Annotated in this window: 16 protein-coding genes; 9 read left to right on the plus strand and 7 right to left on the minus strand. The window is 67.9% G+C overall.

Annotated elements, in window-relative coordinates:
- Positions 1-215 precede the first annotated feature (215 nt).
- The gene (locus tag LLH23_00495; protein ID MCE5236953.1) at positions 216-863 is read left to right on the plus strand and encodes an ankyrin repeat domain-containing protein; all 648 of its coding nucleotides are present in this window, start codon (positions 216-218) and stop codon (positions 861-863) included.
- A gap of 86 nt (positions 864-949) precedes the next feature.
- Here the strand turns inward: LLH23_00495 and fsa are convergent, their stop codons facing one another.
- The 4 genes from fsa to LLH23_00515 form a co-directional block, all read right to left on the minus strand.
- Positions 950-1,612 carry a fructose-6-phosphate aldolase gene (gene fsa / locus LLH23_00500; GenBank protein ID MCE5236954.1) on the minus strand — a complete coding sequence of 221 codons (663 nt, stop codon included), beginning with the start codon at positions 1,610-1,612 and terminating at the stop codon, positions 950-952.
- 151 nt (positions 1,613-1,763) lie between these two features.
- On the minus strand, positions 1,764-2,813 hold the full coding sequence (locus tag LLH23_00505) for a metallophosphoesterase (protein ID MCE5236955.1): 1,050 nt from the start codon (positions 2,811-2,813) through the stop codon (positions 1,764-1,766).
- Between the two features lie 33 nt (positions 2,814-2,846).
- Positions 2,847-3,089 (minus strand): NifU family protein, encoded by a 243-nt coding sequence (locus LLH23_00510; protein ID MCE5236956.1) that lies wholly within the window; start codon positions 3,087-3,089, stop codon positions 2,847-2,849.
- A gap of 67 nt (positions 3,090-3,156) precedes the next feature.
- Positions 3,157-4,107, minus strand: coding sequence for a sugar kinase (locus tag LLH23_00515; protein MCE5236957.1), 951 nt, complete (start codon positions 4,105-4,107; stop codon positions 3,157-3,159).
- A 207-nt stretch (positions 4,108-4,314) separates the two neighbouring features.
- Here LLH23_00515 and LLH23_00520 point away from each other — a divergent pair, with 207 nt between their 5' ends.
- On the plus strand, positions 4,315-4,965 hold the full coding sequence (locus LLH23_00520; GenBank protein ID MCE5236958.1) for a DUF1559 domain-containing protein: 651 nt from the start codon (positions 4,315-4,317) through the stop codon (positions 4,963-4,965).
- A gap of 119 nt (positions 4,966-5,084) precedes the next feature.
- Here the strand turns inward: LLH23_00520 and LLH23_00525 are convergent, their stop codons facing one another.
- Positions 5,085-6,521, minus strand: a complete 1,437-nt coding sequence (locus tag LLH23_00525; protein MCE5236959.1) for a hypothetical protein — start codon at positions 6,519-6,521, stop codon at positions 5,085-5,087.
- Positions 6,522-6,656: 135 nt separating this feature from the next.
- Here LLH23_00525 and LLH23_00530 point away from each other — a divergent pair, with 135 nt between their 5' ends.
- The 3 genes from LLH23_00530 (at position 6,657) to LLH23_00540 (ending at position 10,081) form a co-directional block, all read left to right on the plus strand.
- Complete coding sequence (locus tag LLH23_00530; GenBank protein MCE5236960.1) at positions 6,657-7,736, plus strand: hypothetical protein; 1,080 nt, start codon at positions 6,657-6,659, stop codon at positions 7,734-7,736.
- A 102-nt stretch (positions 7,737-7,838) separates the two neighbouring features.
- A complete protein-coding gene (locus LLH23_00535) occupies positions 7,839-8,975 on the plus strand; it encodes a C45 family autoproteolytic acyltransferase/hydrolase (protein MCE5236961.1) in 1,137 nt (378 codons plus the stop codon).
- 116 nt (positions 8,976-9,091) lie between these two features.
- Complete coding sequence (locus LLH23_00540; protein MCE5236962.1) at positions 9,092-10,081, plus strand: hypothetical protein; 990 nt, start codon at positions 9,092-9,094, stop codon at positions 10,079-10,081.
- Between the two features lie 24 nt (positions 10,082-10,105).
- On the opposite strand, the gene LLH23_00545 is transcribed toward LLH23_00540, so the two are convergent.
- Together LLH23_00545 and LLH23_00550 are read right to left on the minus strand one after the other, a co-directional pair.
- Entirely contained in the window at positions 10,106-12,292 is a 2,187-nt protein-coding gene (locus LLH23_00545; protein MCE5236963.1) for a hypothetical protein, read from the minus strand.
- A 156-nt stretch (positions 12,293-12,448) separates the two neighbouring features.
- On the minus strand, positions 12,449-13,255 hold the full coding sequence (locus LLH23_00550; GenBank protein ID MCE5236964.1) for a sugar phosphate isomerase/epimerase: 807 nt from the start codon (positions 13,253-13,255) through the stop codon (positions 12,449-12,451).
- A gap of 140 nt (positions 13,256-13,395) precedes the next feature.
- Here LLH23_00550 and LLH23_00555 point away from each other — a divergent pair, with 140 nt between their 5' ends.
- The 4 genes from LLH23_00555 to LLH23_00570 all read left to right on the plus strand — a co-directional run bounded on the left by LLH23_00555 (position 13,396) and on the right by LLH23_00570 (position 16,477).
- Complete coding sequence (locus LLH23_00555) at positions 13,396-13,836, plus strand: hypothetical protein (protein MCE5236965.1); 441 nt, start codon at positions 13,396-13,398, stop codon at positions 13,834-13,836.
- 10 nt (positions 13,837-13,846) lie between these two features.
- Complete coding sequence (locus LLH23_00560; GenBank protein MCE5236966.1) at positions 13,847-14,191, plus strand: hypothetical protein; 345 nt, start codon at positions 13,847-13,849, stop codon at positions 14,189-14,191.
- A gap of 98 nt (positions 14,192-14,289) precedes the next feature.
- Positions 14,290-16,107 (plus strand): glutamate mutase L, encoded by a 1,818-nt coding sequence (locus LLH23_00565; GenBank protein ID MCE5236967.1) that lies wholly within the window; start codon positions 14,290-14,292, stop codon positions 16,105-16,107.
- Positions 16,108-16,135: 28 nt separating this feature from the next.
- Positions 16,136-16,477 carry a hypothetical protein gene (locus LLH23_00570; protein ID MCE5236968.1) on the plus strand — a complete coding sequence of 114 codons (342 nt, stop codon included), beginning with the start codon at positions 16,136-16,138 and terminating at the stop codon, positions 16,475-16,477.
- The last annotated feature ends 121 nt before the right edge of the window (positions 16,478-16,598 follow it).

Consider the following 16,598-nt stretch of genomic DNA (forward strand, 5'->3'; position numbering starts at 1 on the left):
GCGTTCGGCATAGCCAACACTATACATGATTTCGCCCTACCTCCCCCCTCCTCCTGCCACCGGTGCCGTCGCGCCACCGCGACGATCGCCACGCTACACCATGTCACCGTGCGTTGACGGCCTGTTGACCGCGTATGCTTGAGACCATCCCCCGCACTCCCGAAGACCATACCGGGAACACCGCCGCACAAGGGTGCCCGACGGGGAGCAGAGCGATGTGGATGACCAGAGCGCAGCGTGACCAGGCGCTGTTCGTCGCCGCCGAGCAAGGGAACACCCGGCTGGCGCGCCGCCTGTTGCAGCGGGGGGGATGGCTGCGGGGTGCGCGTCTCCGGGCGCGACTGCGTGCCCGCAACCAGGACGGCTGGACGGCCCTGCACCAGGCCGCGGCGTACGGGCATGACGACGTGGTCCGGCTGCTGCTGGACAGCGGCGCGGAGGTGGACGCCCCGAACTACCGAGGCGTGCGTCCGCTGGAGTATGCGGCCTGCTACGGCCACGCGGAGACAGCGCGCCTGCTGGCGCGGCGTGGCGCGCGGCACACCGTCCATACGGCGGCAGCGGTGGGCGAGTTGGGGGAGTTGGGGGAGTTGCGCCGGCTGCTGGACGAGGGGCGCTCCGCCGACGCGCTGGACTACCTGGGCTACCGCCCGCTCCACTGGGCGGCCCGGCACGGGCAACTCGAGGCGGCGCGCGTGTTGCTGCAGCACGGCGCCGACCCCTACCTGAGGGACGTCAACGGGGAGACGCCCTACGAGCGAGCGATGCAGTGGGATGAGGCGCAGGTAGCCGAACTCATGCGGGAACACGCGGGTGGGGAGCCGGACAGCGAGAGCCAGCGCCTCTTCCGCCACGCCTCGTGACCCCGGCCGGGGGCACAGCACACAGGGCAGGCTACGTGCCTGCCCTGTGTCGTTCGCATGGGTGGGGTCAGACGACCGGTGCCCCGCTACTGCTGCTTGAGTCCTTCCTGGAACTTCGCCCAGTCGGCCAGGAAGCTGGCCAGGCCCTTATCCCGCAGCGGGTGGTTGAACAGCTTGTCCATCACGTCGAAGGGCACGGTGGCGATGTCGGCGCCCAGCATGGCGGACTCAACGACATGCGCCGGGGTGCGGACGCTCGCCACGATGATCTCGGTGTCGAACAGGTAGTTCTGCATGATCGGCACGAGTTGGCGTACCAGCTCCATGCCGTCATGGCTGATGTCGTCGAGCCGCCCGACGAAGGGGGAGATGTAGGCCGCGCCGGCCTTGGCGGCGATCAGGCCTGCCCCGGCCGTGAAGATCAGCGTGCAGTTCACGCGGATGCCCTCCTGGGCGACCACGTGCAGGGCCTTCATTCCCTCCTTGATGAACGGGATCTTCACGACGACATTGTCGGCCCACTTCACCAGGTCGCGGGCTTCCCGGATGATCCCATCGGCCTCGACCGATACGACCTCGGCGCTGACCGGGCGCGGGTGGACGATCTCGCAGATCTCCTTGATGCGCGTCTCGAAATCTACGCCCTCCCTGCTGACCAGGGTGGGGTTGGTGGTCACGCCATCGAGGATGCCCCACGAGTCCACCTCGCGGATCTGGTCTACGTTGGCGGTGTCTACGAAGAATTTCATGCCTTCTCACCTATCCTCAACGGTCGCGGTCGGTGACCGCTCCCACATTTCCGCATGGCGGGGTCGCGGTCGGCGACCGCTCCCACGTGTTCCGTGCTGCAGCGTCGCGGTCGGTGATCGCTCCCACATCCCCGCGACCAGTACCCTCTCTCTACAGCGCCGGCAGCGGGTCGCTCCACCGGCGCCGGTAGGCTTTGACCTCACCGGCGTCCACACACACGAAACTGCCCTGGGTGGTGCTCCACGTGCCGCAGTTGGCGTAGACGCACGGCGTCCCGTCCTGCTCCCAGTGGAACTCGTCGGCGTGGTGGATGTGGCCCATGATGAGCGCCGAGACGTTCTCAGCCTCCGCGCGGAGCGTCCGCATGCGGCACTGGGCGGCCCGGCGCCAGGGGAGGGTCGAGTAGTACCGCTCCCCGACCGGCCAGAACAGCTCGGCCAGGCTCTCGGGTATGTCGCGGCCTTCCTTGAGCTGCTCGACACTGACCCCCTCGCGAGCCAGCTCCGACAGGATGGCCTCGTGCTGGCTCGGCAGTTCACCGGCGTCGGAGACATCGGCGAAGGTGTCGTCCAGATGCTGGCTCATGACGCGCAGCCCCAGCAGCTTCTCCGCGGTCGTGAACCCCACCTCGATGGGGCGCCACTGCATGGCGTCGTAGATCGTGTCATAGATGAACGTCATGGCCGGCAGGGGGGGCGTATGCACCTGACAGCCCTTCGTGAAGGGGGCCATGGCCCTGTCCGGCGGCACGGCCTCCACCCGCGAGGTCTTGTACTGCAGGTACGCCCACAGCCACGCGTCCATCAGGTGCCCGTGCTCCAGCCGCACCTGCAGGCCCCCGCAGTCCACCGTGACGCCCGGGTAGACCAGGTCCAGGGGCGGGCGTGGCATGGCGACATCGAGCCCCACCAGGCCTGCGTCGTGGTTGCCCACCACCCAGTGCAGGCGGATCCCCGACTGGATAATGGCCCACAGGTGCAGCAGCACGTCGCGGTAGCGCGGCAGAATGGGTGAGTGATCAGTCTGCGGCACGTCGAACAGATCGCCCACGATGGCAAAGTGCTCGGCGCCGCTGCCTTCGCGCACCCAGGTCAGGAAGTCGAGGAAGGCCCGGCTCTTGTCGGGGTAGGAATCCGGATCCCCCTCACGCCACGTATCCAGATGGACATCCGAGATGGCGATGAGTCTTCCTGCTTGCACCGCGGGATCACCCGGATCGTAGAATGGAAGCCGTCAGTCTACGGCCACAACGCGCTCCACCTCGGGGATCTGCTCCTTCAGCGTCCGCTCAATGACCATCGCGAGCGTCATCTGTGACATGGGGCAGCCGCGGCAGTGGCCCTGCAAGCGCAGGAGCACGGCGCCGTTCTTCACGTTCACCAACTCCACATCGCCGCCGTCAGCCTGCAGCGAGGGCCGGACGGTGTCCAGCACCTCCTGCACTCGATCCCTGATGTCCTGCTTGTCCTCTGCCATCGAGTTCCTTCCTTCCACACTGGCGGGGCGCCGCCGGCGCCTCGCCCCCCTGGCGCCAGTCTCGGTCTCACGTCCGCCAGTAGTCCGGCTCCTGTTTGGCCAGGAAGGCCAGAGTGCCCTCGAAGTCGAGCACCCCGGCCGTCGTGCCGATGCCGGTGGTGCACAGCCCGCCGACCGCATTGCCGAACTTGGCGGTGCGCTCCAGGTCCCAGTCCTCCAGCATGCCTCGCAGGAAGCCTGCCACGAACGCATCGCCCGCCCCGGTGCCGTCCAGCACGTCCACTTGGTAGGCCGGGACGTGCAGCTCCCGGTCGGCGGTGCGGACATAGCTGCCATGCTCGCCCATCTTGATCCCGACGGTCTTCAGGCCGTAGGAGAGCAGCCTCTCGGCCACGACTTCGGGCTGCTGGGCGCCGGTCAACTTCTGCGCCTCGGCCAGCGAGGGCAGGAAGACGTCGGTGTGTCGCAGACACGGCTCCAGCTTGCTGATCCAGCCGCTCTTGTCGTTGTAGACGGTGTCGAGCGCCGTCGTCACGCCGGCCTCTCTGGCCCGGCGCAGGCACTCGGCCATGGGCTCGCCATCGAAGTCGCCCATTACGAGGGCCCCGGCGCAGTGGAAGATGCGGCAGTTGGTGATGACGCCGAAGTCCAACTCATCCGTGCGCAGGCGGCCATTGGCCCCGGGGTAGTGCAGGAATGTCCGCTCGCCCGAGGAGTCGATCATCACCATGGTGGCCGAGGTGCCGGGGGCACTGTCCACGACGATCCCGCTGGTGTCGGCGCCCGCGCTCCGGAGCGTGTCGGTGCAGAAGCGGCCGAAGCCGTCGTTGCCGACCTTGCCCATGATGGCCGTGTCCACACCCAGCTTGATGAGGCACTGGCCGGTGTTGGCGGCACAGCCGCCCAGGCCCATGCCCATCTCATCCACGGTGGATAGCCGCCCCCGCTCCGGCCACTCATCCACAGGTTTGCCGTACACGTCCGCGACGAGAATGCCAAGACAGACTACCTGAGGCACAACAACTCACTCCCGGATGCGCGCCGAGGCTGGTATGCAGACCGCTGGTAACAATACACCATTTCCCGCGGCCTTGCCAAGGGCTATTGCCGGGGGCGCCGGGGCCCGCCGAGCTCCTCTCCCGGAACACGAGGAGGTGATGGCGGCGACGACGTCGAATAGTATATTACTACGCCTCACAACGATGCCTGGAGAGGAAGTGGTCCTATGTCGAGACGTGGCTTCACGCTTATCGAGTTGCTGGTTGTCATTGCCATTATCGCGATTCTGGCAGCGATTCTCTTCCCGGTGTTCGCCAAGGCCCGTGAGAAGGCCAGGCAAAGCTCCTGCCTGTCCAACCTCAAGCAGATCGGGCTGGCCGTCATCCAGTACGTGCAGGACTACGACGAGAAGTTCCCGCATGCGGCCCAGTACACGCCCTGGCATGCCTACATCGCCGAGGGCGGCAGCGGCCGCATCCCGAGCTACCCGATCTTCCTGCACCGCATCGTCCAGCCCTACATCAAGAACGACCAGGTCTGGACGTGCCCGAGCGGGACCTACTGGCACGGCACCCCCTACTCAACCTACAACGATGAGAGTTCCTACATGTGGAACGCGGGGGACGGCAACAACCGCCTCGCCGGCGTGTCCCTGGGCACGATCCCGGAGCCCTCGCGCACGCCGGTCGCCTGGGACCGCTGGGGCTACAGCACCTCTGCCATCCACAATGAGGGCGTGAACCTGGTCGCGGTGGACGGACACGGGAAGTGGTACCGCACTTCGACGTGTTCGGTGGGGCCGTGGCAGTGGAACTACGCCTCTGGCGAGACCGGCTCGACCGGCTTCATGAACGTCAAGCCCGTCAGCATGATGTAGTCGGCCAGGACGCCACCAGGTGCCAGAGAAGCGACAGGGGACGGCCGGCGGCCGTCCCCTGTTTGTTGTCGGCTATGGGGGTGCCACGGTCAGCCCCGCTGACCGTGCCCGACATGGCCCTACTTCTGGCTCGCCGTCCCGCACAGCTTCTCGGCGTGCAGCATCAGGGGTGCCGAGCTCGGCGACATCTTGGCCGCGTACGTCTTGAGCGCCAGGGCGTAGATCCTCGGCTCCCACCGGCACAGGTCCAGCCAGTCGCCGAGGACGAAGCCGAACTTGTCTCCCCGCGTGGCGCAGTTGGGCCCCAGCTTCGGGTCCTCCTCAGACTGATTCCACATCAGGTCCAGCATGGTGCGGGCGAAGCGCTTCATGTCGGCGTCGGTGAACACGAGACCGCGCGTGGCGGCCTCAATGGCGAAGCCGACGTCAATCGTTCCGTGGCTGGTGTCCTCGAAGCCGGAGTGGTCCGGCTGGCCGTTCTCCACCCAGTCCCAGTAGCGCCAAGTGAAGGCTGCGTCCTGCTCGATCAGCGACGCGCGGAAGAACCGCGCCATCTGCTCGGCCCGCTGCCCCATGAGCGGGTCGGCGCCGGGCACGTCCTTGAGCACCAGGAAGGCCCGCGCCAGCGCCAGGTACTGGTTGTGGGGCATGATCCGGTTCGGGAAGCGGTCGGTGATGAGGTCCCGGAACCGCCACGCCCCTGCCGTTCCCCTTCCCTTCAGGGAGGGGGTAGGGGGTAGGACGCCGTTGCCGGGGAGTTCCCACTCCAACCAGTCCGCCTCATGCTTGCGCAGCATGTGCTGGTTGATGAAGGCCAGGAACCTGTCCGCGCTGGCGCCGAAGCGCTCCTGCAGCTTCGCATCCTGCTTCACAGCCTCGATGAAGATCGCGACCGGGTAGGCGATCATGCCCTCGTGGACGGTGAACTCTGTGGGCTCCGGCTGCATCGTGCGCACCATGAAGCGGTCGCCCACGGCGGCCTCGCCGCTGATCTTCACCTTACACCCGGGAATGGCCGTGATGACCGCTCCGGGCTTGTAGGGCTGCTTGTCGGCCAGGGCCTTGCGGGTCGTCTGGTCCTGGATGCTGAAGACGGCCGGCCCGTCGAAGCTGAGAACGTAGACGTGGCCGGTGACCTCTGTGTTCAGCTTGCCCGTCTCCTTGAAGAACCCGGGCTCGATGGTCGCCGCGCCGCGGTTGTGCAGCGGCAGACACCAGTAGACCGCGCCCGAGTACGTGGCCGTCTGCCAGCCTTGGAAGCCGTCGCCGTCCGGGTCGGTCGCGTTGGCCATGATCCGGGTGAAGTGGTCCTCGATCTTGCCCAGCCAGTAGGGGTCACGGGTGACGAGCCACATGCGCGAGTAGTTGCGCAGGTACGACGCCTCGCCCCAGCCCAGCGAGCCCGAGTCAGCGCTCTCCGACAGCCCCTTGCCGTCCTTGTAGGCCAGATCGGCCGCCTTGTACTCGGCCACGAGCCTGGTCTGATCCAGCGGCTCAGCCCAGACCAGCGCTCCGACCAGTAGCGCCAGGCACACCGTCACGGTCCAGCCGGTCATGGCCCTGCACCTCACACAGTTTGCCGCCCGCTTCCCCGCCCAGGCAGGATTGCCCTGCTCCCCCGTTGAAACACCCCGGCAGCCGGCTTCCCGGATCCCGAATCCCGAATCCCGCCACTCCGACAGGAGCCCTCCATGACCTTCACTCCCCAGCCCCTGGCCTACAAGCCCAACTTCGACGAGGCCGTCAGCCGGATGATGGCGTTCTGGCAGGGCGAGATCATTGACCGCCCCGCCTGCGGGATCACCGCGCCGCTGCCGGGGGCCCAGCCCCTGCCCGGCGGCTGCTACATGGAGGGCGCGCGCGAGGACCTCGACCCCATCGTGGCGCGCGTCGTCCACAACACCGCGTGCACGTGGTATGGGGGGGAGGCCATGCCGGCCTACACCCCCAGCTTCGGCCCGGACATGTTCGCCGCCTGGATGGGCGCCGACTTGCGCTGGTCCGACAGCGGCGAGGGCACAAGCTGGGTGGTGGAGTTCGTCGAGGACTGGGAAGCCGCGTTCCCTCTGCACATCGAGACCGAGGGCAAGTGGTGGCGGCGCATGGTGGAGTTCGTCACGAAGCTGGGCGAGGCCGCCGCCGGCAAGATGCTGGTGGCGCACCTGGACCTGCACAGCAACGCCGACGCGCTCTCGGCCATTCGCACCCCGGCGCGGCTCTGCATGGACTTCTACGACCACCCGTACCTGATCGAGAAGGCCATGTGGCAGGTGCGTGGCCTGTTCCCGTTCGTGTATGAGAGCCTCTACCAGGCCGGGCAGATGCACCGCTCGGGCACGCAGGGGTGGGTGCCGCTGTACCATCCCGGCCGCACCAACACCATCCAGTGCGACTTCCTGGCCCTCATCGGCCCCGAGCAAAGCCGCAAGTACGTCATCCCGGCGCTGGAGGACGAGTCCTCGTACCTGGACGCCTGCAGCTACCACTACGACGGCCCCGAGTGCCTTGTGCATCTCGACGACATCCTGGCCATCCCAGGCATCCAGGTGATCCAGTGGGTCTGCGGCGCGCGCAACAAGCCCAACATCGAGTGGCTGGACCTGTTCAAGCGCATCCAGGCGGCGGGCAAGGGCCTGTGGCTGAGCACGAATCCTGAGGAACTCAAGGTCTACATGAAGGAGCTTCGCCCCGAGGGCATGTACTACCAGATCGGCGTGGGAAGCCCCGAGGAGGGCGAGCGGGTGTTGGAGTGGATGGTGGCGAATACGTAGGGGGGCGGGAGACGGGATCTGGGAATCGGGACGGCGGGGGTCGCGTGGGCGCGCGTGTCCCCACGCGCGCAGGCCCGCGATTCCCCACTCACAGGAGCACACATGATCCACCTGCGCCGCTTCGCCACAGGCCTCGTTCTGCTCCTCGCCTGGGGCCTCGCCCAGGCCGCGCCCGCCATCCACGGGCGCATGGAGACCCTCGGCGATCCCCCGAATTCCATCACCGTGCTGTATCTGTGGGGCACCCCGTACGAGCGCGGCCTCGCCCATGGCCAGCTCTGCGCCACGCAGGTCAAGCAGCTCATCGAGCGCCTGGCGCTCGGGGCCTGCCTCGCGCTGCACTGCACCCCCGAGAAGCTCGATGAGGCCTGGCAGCAGATGGCGCCCTTCGTGCCCAGGCGCTACCAGGACGAGATGCGCGGGCTGGCCGATGGGGCCGGTGTGAGTCTGCGCTACGTCCGCTGGGCCCACGCCATCCCTGACCTCTCCGAGTTCCACTGCACGTTCTTCGCTGCCTGGGGCAAGGCCACGCACGATGGGCACCTGCAGCAGATCCGGGCCCTGGACTACGCGACCGAGGCCGGCCTGCAGCAGTTCCCGGCGCTGATCGTCGAGCGCACCGATAGCGGGCAGGTCTTCGTCAACATCGGCTGGCTGGGCTTCTTGGGGTGTGTGTCGGGGATGAACGCCAGCCATATCGCCGTCAGCGAGATCGGCGAGAACTTCGGCGCCGACCACGAGACGCTGGCGGGGGAGCCCATGCCGTTCGTACTGCGCGATGTGTTGGAGAACGCCCGCACGCTCGACGAGGGCGTGCGCATCATCCGCCGCGCACACCGGACCAGTTCGTACCTGTACTGCGTGGGTGACGGCAAGATCCCCTCGGCCCGCGCCCTGCGCACCGCGAGGGACTTCTGTGAGGTCTACAGCCCTGCCGACTACCCCGGCGAGCGCCTGGACGAGGTCGTGTACTGGTCCATGGGCTGGGAGCGCAACGGCAAGTGGAACCGGCGCGTGCACGATGCCCTGCAGGGCCAGTGGGGCCAGATGGACCATCGCACCGGCACCCGTGACATCATGCGCGAACTGGGCACGGGCAATCTGCACGCCATCGCGTACGATGTGACGGCGCTGAAGCTCTGGGTCGCCAACGCCTCGCCGGGGCCGCAGATCGTCCCCGCGTACGACCGCCGCTTCGTGCCCTTCGATCTGCGCCGTGCCGCCGCGCAGTTGCCGTAGCCGTTGGACCGCGGGCTTTCCAGCCCGCAAGCCGTTGCCGTCCGGAGCGCGGGCCTCCAGGCCCGCAAGCCGTATGGAGAACCGCGCTCCAACATCGCCCAGGAGCCCCACCGACCATGGACCCCAAGTGGCACATCGCGTTCTGCAATGTCACCTACACCGAGTACGCAGGCGTGACGTACAAGGACTACTACGGCTCACCGGCCGTGATGCTCGAAGCCCAGCTCAAGGCGAAGGAGGTCGCGGAGCAGCGCTGGGGCGTCGGGCGCTTCATGGGTGTGGGCGTGGACAGCGTCGGCGGCGCGTTCTCGTCGCTCTTCGGCATGCCCATCATCGAGCCCGAGGCTGCCGACGAGATACCATATCTCGACACGACTCGCCCCCCGATCACTGACGTGGCCGACGCCGACAAGCTCGCGTTCGGTGACCCGCGCACGACGGGGGCCATGGCGCGGCGCTACGAGTTCTGGCAGTACTACCAGTCACGGGGATACAAGGTGGGCTTCGGCGGGGCCGGGGGCTCGGTCATCAGCTCCGCCATGGAGATCACCGGCAACGCCGTGCTGGCGGGGATGTTGGAGGACCCGCAGAACGCCTGGCGGGTGCTGGACAGGGTCATCGAGGCCGAGGAGGCGGTCGCGCGCTTCGGCGCGGAGCTGGCCGGAGCCGAATACCGGGCCTTCAGCTACACCGGCGACGACTTCTCCGGGCTGCTCTCGCCCGCCATGTACCGGCAGTTCGCGGTGCCTTGCTACCAGCGCCTGTACAAGGACAACCAGGCGCGGTTCATGCACAGCGAGTTGCTGCGGGCCGAGCATCTGCGCATCGCGCGTGACGAACTCGCCATCACCGACTTCCACGGCGCGGGCTGCGTGCTGCTGACACTGCAGGAGATGCAGGAGATCATGGGGGAGAAGTTCTGGACGCAGCTTACGCCGCAGGAGATGCTGGAGATGACGCCCGCGCAGATTGACGAGCGCATCCGGGAGTTCGCGCACTGTGGCTGCTGGCGGGTGCAGCTCTACCCTGGCCGCGGCACCCCGGAGGCCAACATGGAGGCCGCCATCGCCGCCTGCCAGCGGGAATGCTCCGGCGGACCGGTGTAGGGCAGACCCGCAGGCGGCCCGCCATCACCCCCCGACGATCTCGAAGCTGCGCTCCAGCCAGCCCTCGCCATCCCTGGCCCGGATCACCAGCGTGTGCTTGCCGGTGGGTAGGATGCCGTCCGAGGTGTACTCCTCGGTCCCCAGCAGGTAAGGCGGGCCGTCGCACCTGTGCACGAGCTTGCCGTCGAGGAGGAACTCCATCGGCCCCGGCTCCACGCCCTCGGTCCACACCCGCAGCCGCTCCCAACCGTGGTAGCCCGGCTCCTGGTTGTACGGCCCCAGATAGATGCCCTTGGCGTAGCGTGAGTTGAGCTTGCGCTCGCGCTCCCAGAACTTGCGCACCGCGACCGCACTGCCTAGCAGAGCGATGGTGCGCCGGTCCTCAGGTCGGCCCAGGATGCGGCCATCGGCCTGGTAGACGTAGATGCCGTCCACCCCGGCCTCGTAGAGCTGCTGCACGCGCCACAGGAAGGGCCCGGGGAAGGCCAGCCCCCAGCTCAGTCCATCCACGACCGGCAGCAGCTTGACCGATGTCCCCCGGGTGACTTGCAGGTAGGGCTTGATGTCGAAGTGCATGTGCCGCCCCTGGATGTTGCTGGGGCACAGGAAGTCCACCAGCTTCTCTTTGACCCAGGTGCGGTAGTCGAAGTTGTCGCAGAGGCGGACGCCATGGGCGGGGAAGCGGACGAGCACGGGGACCGGCTGCTTGCGCTGGGCGGCGAACTCGTCGGCCAGCTTCCGCAGCTTGCGCATGAACTGGTTGCACGTCTCGGGCTTGTCTATGCCCTCGGGGTAGCGGCAGTAGTCAATCGAGAGGCCCGGGGCGCCGATCTGCAACACCTCGCGGTACATGGCCAGGACGTGCTCCTGGACCTCGGGGACCTCATACCGCAGGGCGTGGCCGCGCCGCCACTCCGGGTGCTCACGGCTGACCCGCCCCTCCAGCGGCGAGTTCGGATAGCAGTTGGTCGCCCCGAAGTTGGCATGGGGCGTCATGCCCAGCTCCCGCGCATAGCGCATCTCGGTCGCGCAGGTGTTGGTGTACTGCTGCATGAGCCCGACATTGTCCGTGGTCGGGCGCGAGATGTTGCCGATCGGGTCGCCGTACGTCCCCCCGGTGAGCTGGTCCGTGAGCCGCGTCTCGTAGTTGGCCTTGGCTCCGAAGCGGCCCATCTGGCAGTCCACGATCTGGATGCCGGCCTCGGCGAACGCCGCGAGCGGCTCGCGGTGCTGGACGGTGCTGGTGATGCGCTCGTGGAACGCCCACGAGTACGGCTCGAAGTAGCCGGCCACGGTCTTGTCGCGGCGCTTGGGGAAGGGGGCGTCGAGGGCCTGGGCCTGCGCGGCCGACAGGGGCACGAGCTTGACATAGTCCACCTGCGCGGTGCCATAGCCGTTGTAGCTCTGCGTCTGGCGGACGATGAGGTGCTGGCCGTCCATGTGCGCCCACCGCCACAGCATCTCCTGCCCGGGGTGCCGCGACCCGAGCACGTCGCACCGTTCGTCGCCGCTAAGTCGCATCTGCACGCCATAGCGGGCGCGGCTGACGATGTAGATGGCGTAGCTGCCGCGTAGGTCCAGGGGGTAGGTCAGGTCCGGCAGCGGCGTCTGCCCGGTCGGCCGCGCGTACAGCTCATCGCCCCGGGTCATGCCCTCCTTGTCCGGCAGGCCCGTGCGGTAGGTCCACTTGCCCTCCGCCAGCGTCGCGCCCTGGGCGATCTGGTCCTGCTGGAGCACCTGCGACCAGTCCTCAACGTACACGACATCGGAGTTGTCGGCCTGCAGCGGGGCCTCGTACGTGGCGAGGGACTGCCCCTCGACCGTCTCCACCCGCACCCGGAAGCGCACACTGACCCGTCCCTCGGTCTGCGCCTCGGGGTAGGGGTTGAAGACGAGGGTGCGCCATAGTCCGGCGGCGCGCAGCTCGCGCACCACGCCCTGCATCCACTGGCCCCACTCGCCCCTGGGCTCCTCGGGGAGCAGGCGGGTCGCGGTTGGCGACATCAGCGGGACGACGCGGGCCGGGCGCCACTGGTCCTGCCCGGCCGGCGTCCAGGTGCACCGGGCCACGATCACCTCCGGCACACCGACGGGCACGCGGTAGCTGATCTCGAACTGGCGGGAGACCGGGTCGAGGACGGTCTTCATGTCGTCACTCCGGGCGAGCGAGAGTGTCAGGCAGCAGAGCGTCAGCACGGTGGCACGGAGCATACTGAGACCTCCGACAGAAGCGCGCCCCTTGTGGCACCCCTTCGTGTCTTCAGAGCCACAACGTGGTCGCACGACCTTCCCCTCTCCGGAGCGCAGCGCAGCGGAGCGAGGGAGAGGGGTAGGGGTGAGGACGCCGTACGCCGTACCCTCTCCCCCTCAGTCCCCCGGCAGCCACCGGCTCAGCCGCTGGAACGCCGTCTTCAGCGCCTGGGCGCGGGCCGGCTCGTCTTCGCCAGGGGCACGTTCGAGTGTATACGGGCCGCGATAGCCGCAACGCCACAGCGTCGGCAGAATCAGGTCGTAGTTGGTCTGGCCCTCGCCGATGAGCGGGAAGTCCGCATTGCCCTTCGCGCCGCGGTGGTCCTTCAGGTGCGTGTGACCGATGAGGGGGGACATCTGCTCCAGCCGGTCGGCGGGGTCCTTGCCCTCGTAGAAGTGGAAGTTGGCCGGGTCGTACGCCAGCTTCACGTGGGGGTGGCCGATCGCGGACATGGCGTGCAAGCAACTGTCGGTGTCGCCGGTGAAGCCCCCGTGGGTCTCCAGGCACACCGTCATCCCAAGCTGCCCGGCGCGGTCGCCCAGCTTCCGCACGCGCTCCACAAACAGCTTCCCGTCGGCCGCGATCTGCTCGGGCGTCTTGTCCGCGTACCCGAAGCTGCCCATGTCCATCACGCCGACGCCGAGGCTCGCGGCGTTCTCGAGGCGCTGCAGCGCGTCCTCCAGCCCGCCCTCGGCCAGCAGGTTCGCCCCGCCGGCGAAGACGGCGATCAGCGCCAGCCCGTGGTCGGCCAGTTGCCGGTTGAACGCTTGCCGGTCCGCCTCGGTCAGCGTCAGCAGGTCCAGGTCCAGATAGCCCTTGAAGAAGCCGACGCCGACGAACCTGAAGCCGGCGTCGGCAGTGTGGCGCAGAAACGCCGGGTAGTCCTGGTCGCAGAAGTTGTACGCGGCAATGGTCGGTTGCATGGAGTACTCCAGGGTCAAGGGTGTAGGGTTGAGGGTCAAGGGTAGCGGCAACGACGGCGGCACCGGGTGTTTCCACGGCGGGGCGAGGCATTCCTGTTGCGGCGAGGAGGATTCCACCTGCAAGGAAGGAAACGTATAGCATGGCAACGGATCAGCCAGGCGACGGTGAGGCGGGGGAGAGGCTGGAATGGACCGTGTGGCCGGCGGCGCAGCGGCCGGGGTTGTCGGTGGCGGTGGTGGTGTTCTGCCTGGGCCTTGCGGCGGTGTCCATTCTGGTCTTCAACAGCACGTGGTTTGGCTTCATCACGCTGGTTGTGCTGCACATGGCTCTGGCGCCCCATTTCTATGCCACAGCCTATCGGCTCGATGGCGAAGGGGTCTGGTCACGCGGCGGCGGCGGAACCGCGCAGCGCGCGTGGGAGGCCTTCCGGGTCGCGCTCGACCTGGGAGACCGGGTCATCCTGAGCCCCCTGACCGATGCGGCGCGCTGGTCAGCCCGGCGGCGCAGCGTCACGCTCAGGCTCGCGGGGAACCATGACGAGGTGCTGGCCTTCGTGGCGCGGCATGTGCCGGTGAAGTAGGGGATGGCCCTTGGTTGAGGATGGTCTGCCCCAGTCCGACGACATCTACGACCGCGAGCGTCAACGTGAGGTGCTGACGAAGGTGGCCCGCGAGTTGGCCAGGCGGCGGCTGACCGCTCCCGCCATCTTCACCCTCGAAAGCATGATGCCGCTGTCGTACATCGCCTCGCAGGCGCTGGTGATGCTCAAGCCGCTGGTGCAGGTGCTCATCGGCGGGCAGGACTATGCGGTCTTCGCCGCCGCGCTAGAAGAGCGTGAGAACGTCGAGTGGCTCCTGCAACAGCTTGAGGCGGCGGAGGAAGGCGAAGAGACGGGGTCTGTCCCCGAAGGGACGGAAGGTCCCGCAGGGGGCTGACCCCATCGAGATGGCGAACGGCCTGCGGGCTGGAAGCCCGCGGTCCCAGTAACGGCAACGACGGGCCAGCAGGATGCTGGCGCTCCTACGGCAACGACATGAACGAACCGGAGATCATACTCGCCACGGACTGTGGCTCCACGACGACCAAGGCCATTCTCATCGAGAAGCGTGGCGATGAGTACCGCCTGGCGGTGCGTGGCGAGGCGCCCACGACCGTGGAAGCGCCCTTTGAGGACGTCACCGTGGGCGTGCTCAATGCGGTAGCGGAAGTCGAGGAACTGTCCGGGCGGAAGCTGGTCGAGGGGCGAGGCATACGCCGCCGGGCCAGAACCGGCCAGCAGGATGCTGGCGGTCCTACGGCCCACGGCGACGGCACCGACCTGTACCTGTCCACCAGCTCTGCCGGCGGGGGGCTGCAGATTGTCGTCGTCGGGCTCGTGCGGCGGATGACGGCCGAGAGCGCCGAGCGGGCGGCCCTGGGCGCCGGGGCTATTGTCATGGATGTCCTGGCGCTCGACGACGGACGGCTGCCCCATGAGCGCATCGAGCGCCTGCGGCAGTTGCGGCCCGACATGGTGCTCATCTCCGGCGGCGTGGACGGCGGAGAGCAGCGGCGGGTCGTGGAGATGGCCGAGATCGTCGCCGCCGCCAACCCCGAGGCCCGGCTGGGCGCCAAGTACAAGCTCCCGGTCATCTACGCCGGCAACATGGACAATCGCGAGGCCATCGAGAAGATACTCGGCCCCGTCACGGCGCTGTCGCAGGTGGACAACCTGCGCCCCACGCCTGAACGCGAGAACCTGCCGCCCACGCGCGGGGAGATACAGGACCTCTTCCTGCACCACGTCATGGCCCAGGCCCCCGGCTACGCCAACCTGGTGCCGTGGACCGATGCCGACATCATGCCCACCCCGGCGGCCGTCGGCAACATCATGCAGACCATCGCCGAGGCCGAGGGCATCAACATCGTCGGCGTGGACATCGGCGGGGCCACCACTGACGTGTTCTCCGTCTTCGGCGGGCGCTTCAACCGCACTGTCAGCGCCAATCTGGGAATGAGTTACTCCATCTCGAACGTCCTTGCTGAAGCCGGGGCTGCCAACATCATGCGGTGGCTCACGGCCGAGCATGACCCGGAGGCGCTGGGGCAGTCCATCCGCAACAAGATGATCCGCCCCACGACGATCCCCCAGCAGATGGAGGGGCTCAAGGTAGAGCAGGCCGTGGCGCGCGAGGCGCTGCGGCTGGCCTTCGACCAACACCGCCTGCTGGCGACCGGCCTCAAGGGCGTGCAGCGCGAGCGTGACATCTCGGAGGCCTTCTCGACCGAAGTCACCGGCGAGACTTTCATCAACATGATGGACCTGGACTTGCTGGTGGGCTCGGGCGGGGTGTTGTCCCACACGCCGCGCCGGGCGCAGGCTGCCATGATGATGGTGGACGCCTTCTTGCCCGAGGGCCTCACGCGCCTGGCCGTGGACAGCATCTTCATGATGCCCCAACTGGGCGTGCTGGCCAACGTGCTGCCCGAAGCGGCCCGGCAGGTCTTCGAGAAGGACTGCCTCATTCACCTCGGCCTGTGCGTCGCCCCGGTGGGGCAGGGCAAGCCGGGGGCGGAGTGCCTGAAGCTGACGCTGGACGCCGGGGAGCATTCCGGCCAGTTGACCGTGCCGTGCGGCGGGATGGGCCTGCTGCCGCTGCCCGAGGGTGTGCAGGGCATGTTGACCATCGAGGCCGTGCGTGGCTTTGATCTGGGGCAGGGACGGGGCCGCAGCGCCACTGTGCCCGTCACCGGCGGCGTTGTCGGCATCATCGGCGACGCACGGGGCCGGCCCGTCGTCTGGCCCAAAGAAGCCGACCGGGCGGCGACCGTGCGCCGCTGGCAGCAGGCGCTGGGCGCCTACCCGGAGTGACCACACTGTTCGTCAGGAGGTCAGGCCGATGGAACACACGGATGCTGATCTGCAGGCGCTGGAGACCAAAGCCCGGCTGCAGGTGAGGGTGCATCGCACCCTCCTGCGCCACAAACTCATCATGCTGGGGAACTCGCTGCTCGTCGCCGCCCTCTTCGCCTGGTTGCTGATGCTGATCTGGACCGCGATGATGTACCTGGGCGTCCGCGACACATGGCTGCCCTGGGCGGCCTCGCTGCTCGGGGTGTCCACAGACGCGCTCTGGCGGCTCTCGGTGGTCGGCATGACGGGCTTCAAGCTGGCCGCCATCCTGTTCCTGCTGTGCCCGGGCCTCGGCTTCCGCGTCTGCGGCAGCGCGATGAAGCCGTGAGCCCTGTTCGCGGTTGGCGAGCGGACCGTCGTGGCGGACACAGCGGCGTTCGCGGTCGGTGACCGCTCCCACACCGTCCGGCGAGGCAAGAGACCATCGCATTGTGGGAGCGGTCACCGAC

Source organism: bacterium, from assembly GCA_021372615.1.
GTDB lineage: Bacteria > Armatimonadota > Zipacnadia > Zipacnadales > UBA11051 > JAJFUB01.

Excerpts from the sequence above, each read along its gene's own strand:
- LLH23_00495 (MCE5236953.1), top strand. The coding sequence starts at position 216 with ATGTGGATGACCAGAGCGCAGCGTGACCAGGCGCTGTTCGTCGCCGCC.
- fsa (MCE5236954.1), bottom strand. The coding sequence starts at position 1,612 with ATGAAATTCTTCGTAGACACCGCCAACGTAGACCAGATCCGCGAGGTG.
- LLH23_00510 (MCE5236956.1), bottom strand. The coding sequence starts at position 3,089 with ATGGCAGAGGACAAGCAGGACATCAGGGATCGAGTGCAGGAGGTGCTG.
- LLH23_00520 (MCE5236958.1), top strand. The coding sequence starts at position 4,315 with ATGTCGAGACGTGGCTTCACGCTTATCGAGTTGCTGGTTGTCATTGCC.
- LLH23_00525 (MCE5236959.1), bottom strand. The coding sequence starts at position 6,521 with ATGACCGGCTGGACCGTGACGGTGTGCCTGGCGCTACTGGTCGGAGCG.
- LLH23_00530 (MCE5236960.1), top strand. The coding sequence starts at position 6,657 with ATGACCTTCACTCCCCAGCCCCTGGCCTACAAGCCCAACTTCGACGAG.
- LLH23_00535 (MCE5236961.1), top strand. The coding sequence starts at position 7,839 with ATGATCCACCTGCGCCGCTTCGCCACAGGCCTCGTTCTGCTCCTCGCC.
- LLH23_00540 (MCE5236962.1), top strand. The coding sequence starts at position 9,092 with ATGGACCCCAAGTGGCACATCGCGTTCTGCAATGTCACCTACACCGAG.
- LLH23_00545 (MCE5236963.1), bottom strand. The coding sequence starts at position 12,292 with ATGCTCCGTGCCACCGTGCTGACGCTCTGCTGCCTGACACTCTCGCTC.
- LLH23_00550 (MCE5236964.1), bottom strand. The coding sequence starts at position 13,255 with ATGCAACCGACCATTGCCGCGTACAACTTCTGCGACCAGGACTACCCG.
- LLH23_00555 (MCE5236965.1), top strand. The coding sequence starts at position 13,396 with ATGGCAACGGATCAGCCAGGCGACGGTGAGGCGGGGGAGAGGCTGGAA.
- LLH23_00565 (MCE5236967.1), top strand. The coding sequence starts at position 14,290 with ATGAACGAACCGGAGATCATACTCGCCACGGACTGTGGCTCCACGACG.
- LLH23_00570 (MCE5236968.1), top strand. The coding sequence starts at position 16,136 with ATGGAACACACGGATGCTGATCTGCAGGCGCTGGAGACCAAAGCCCGG.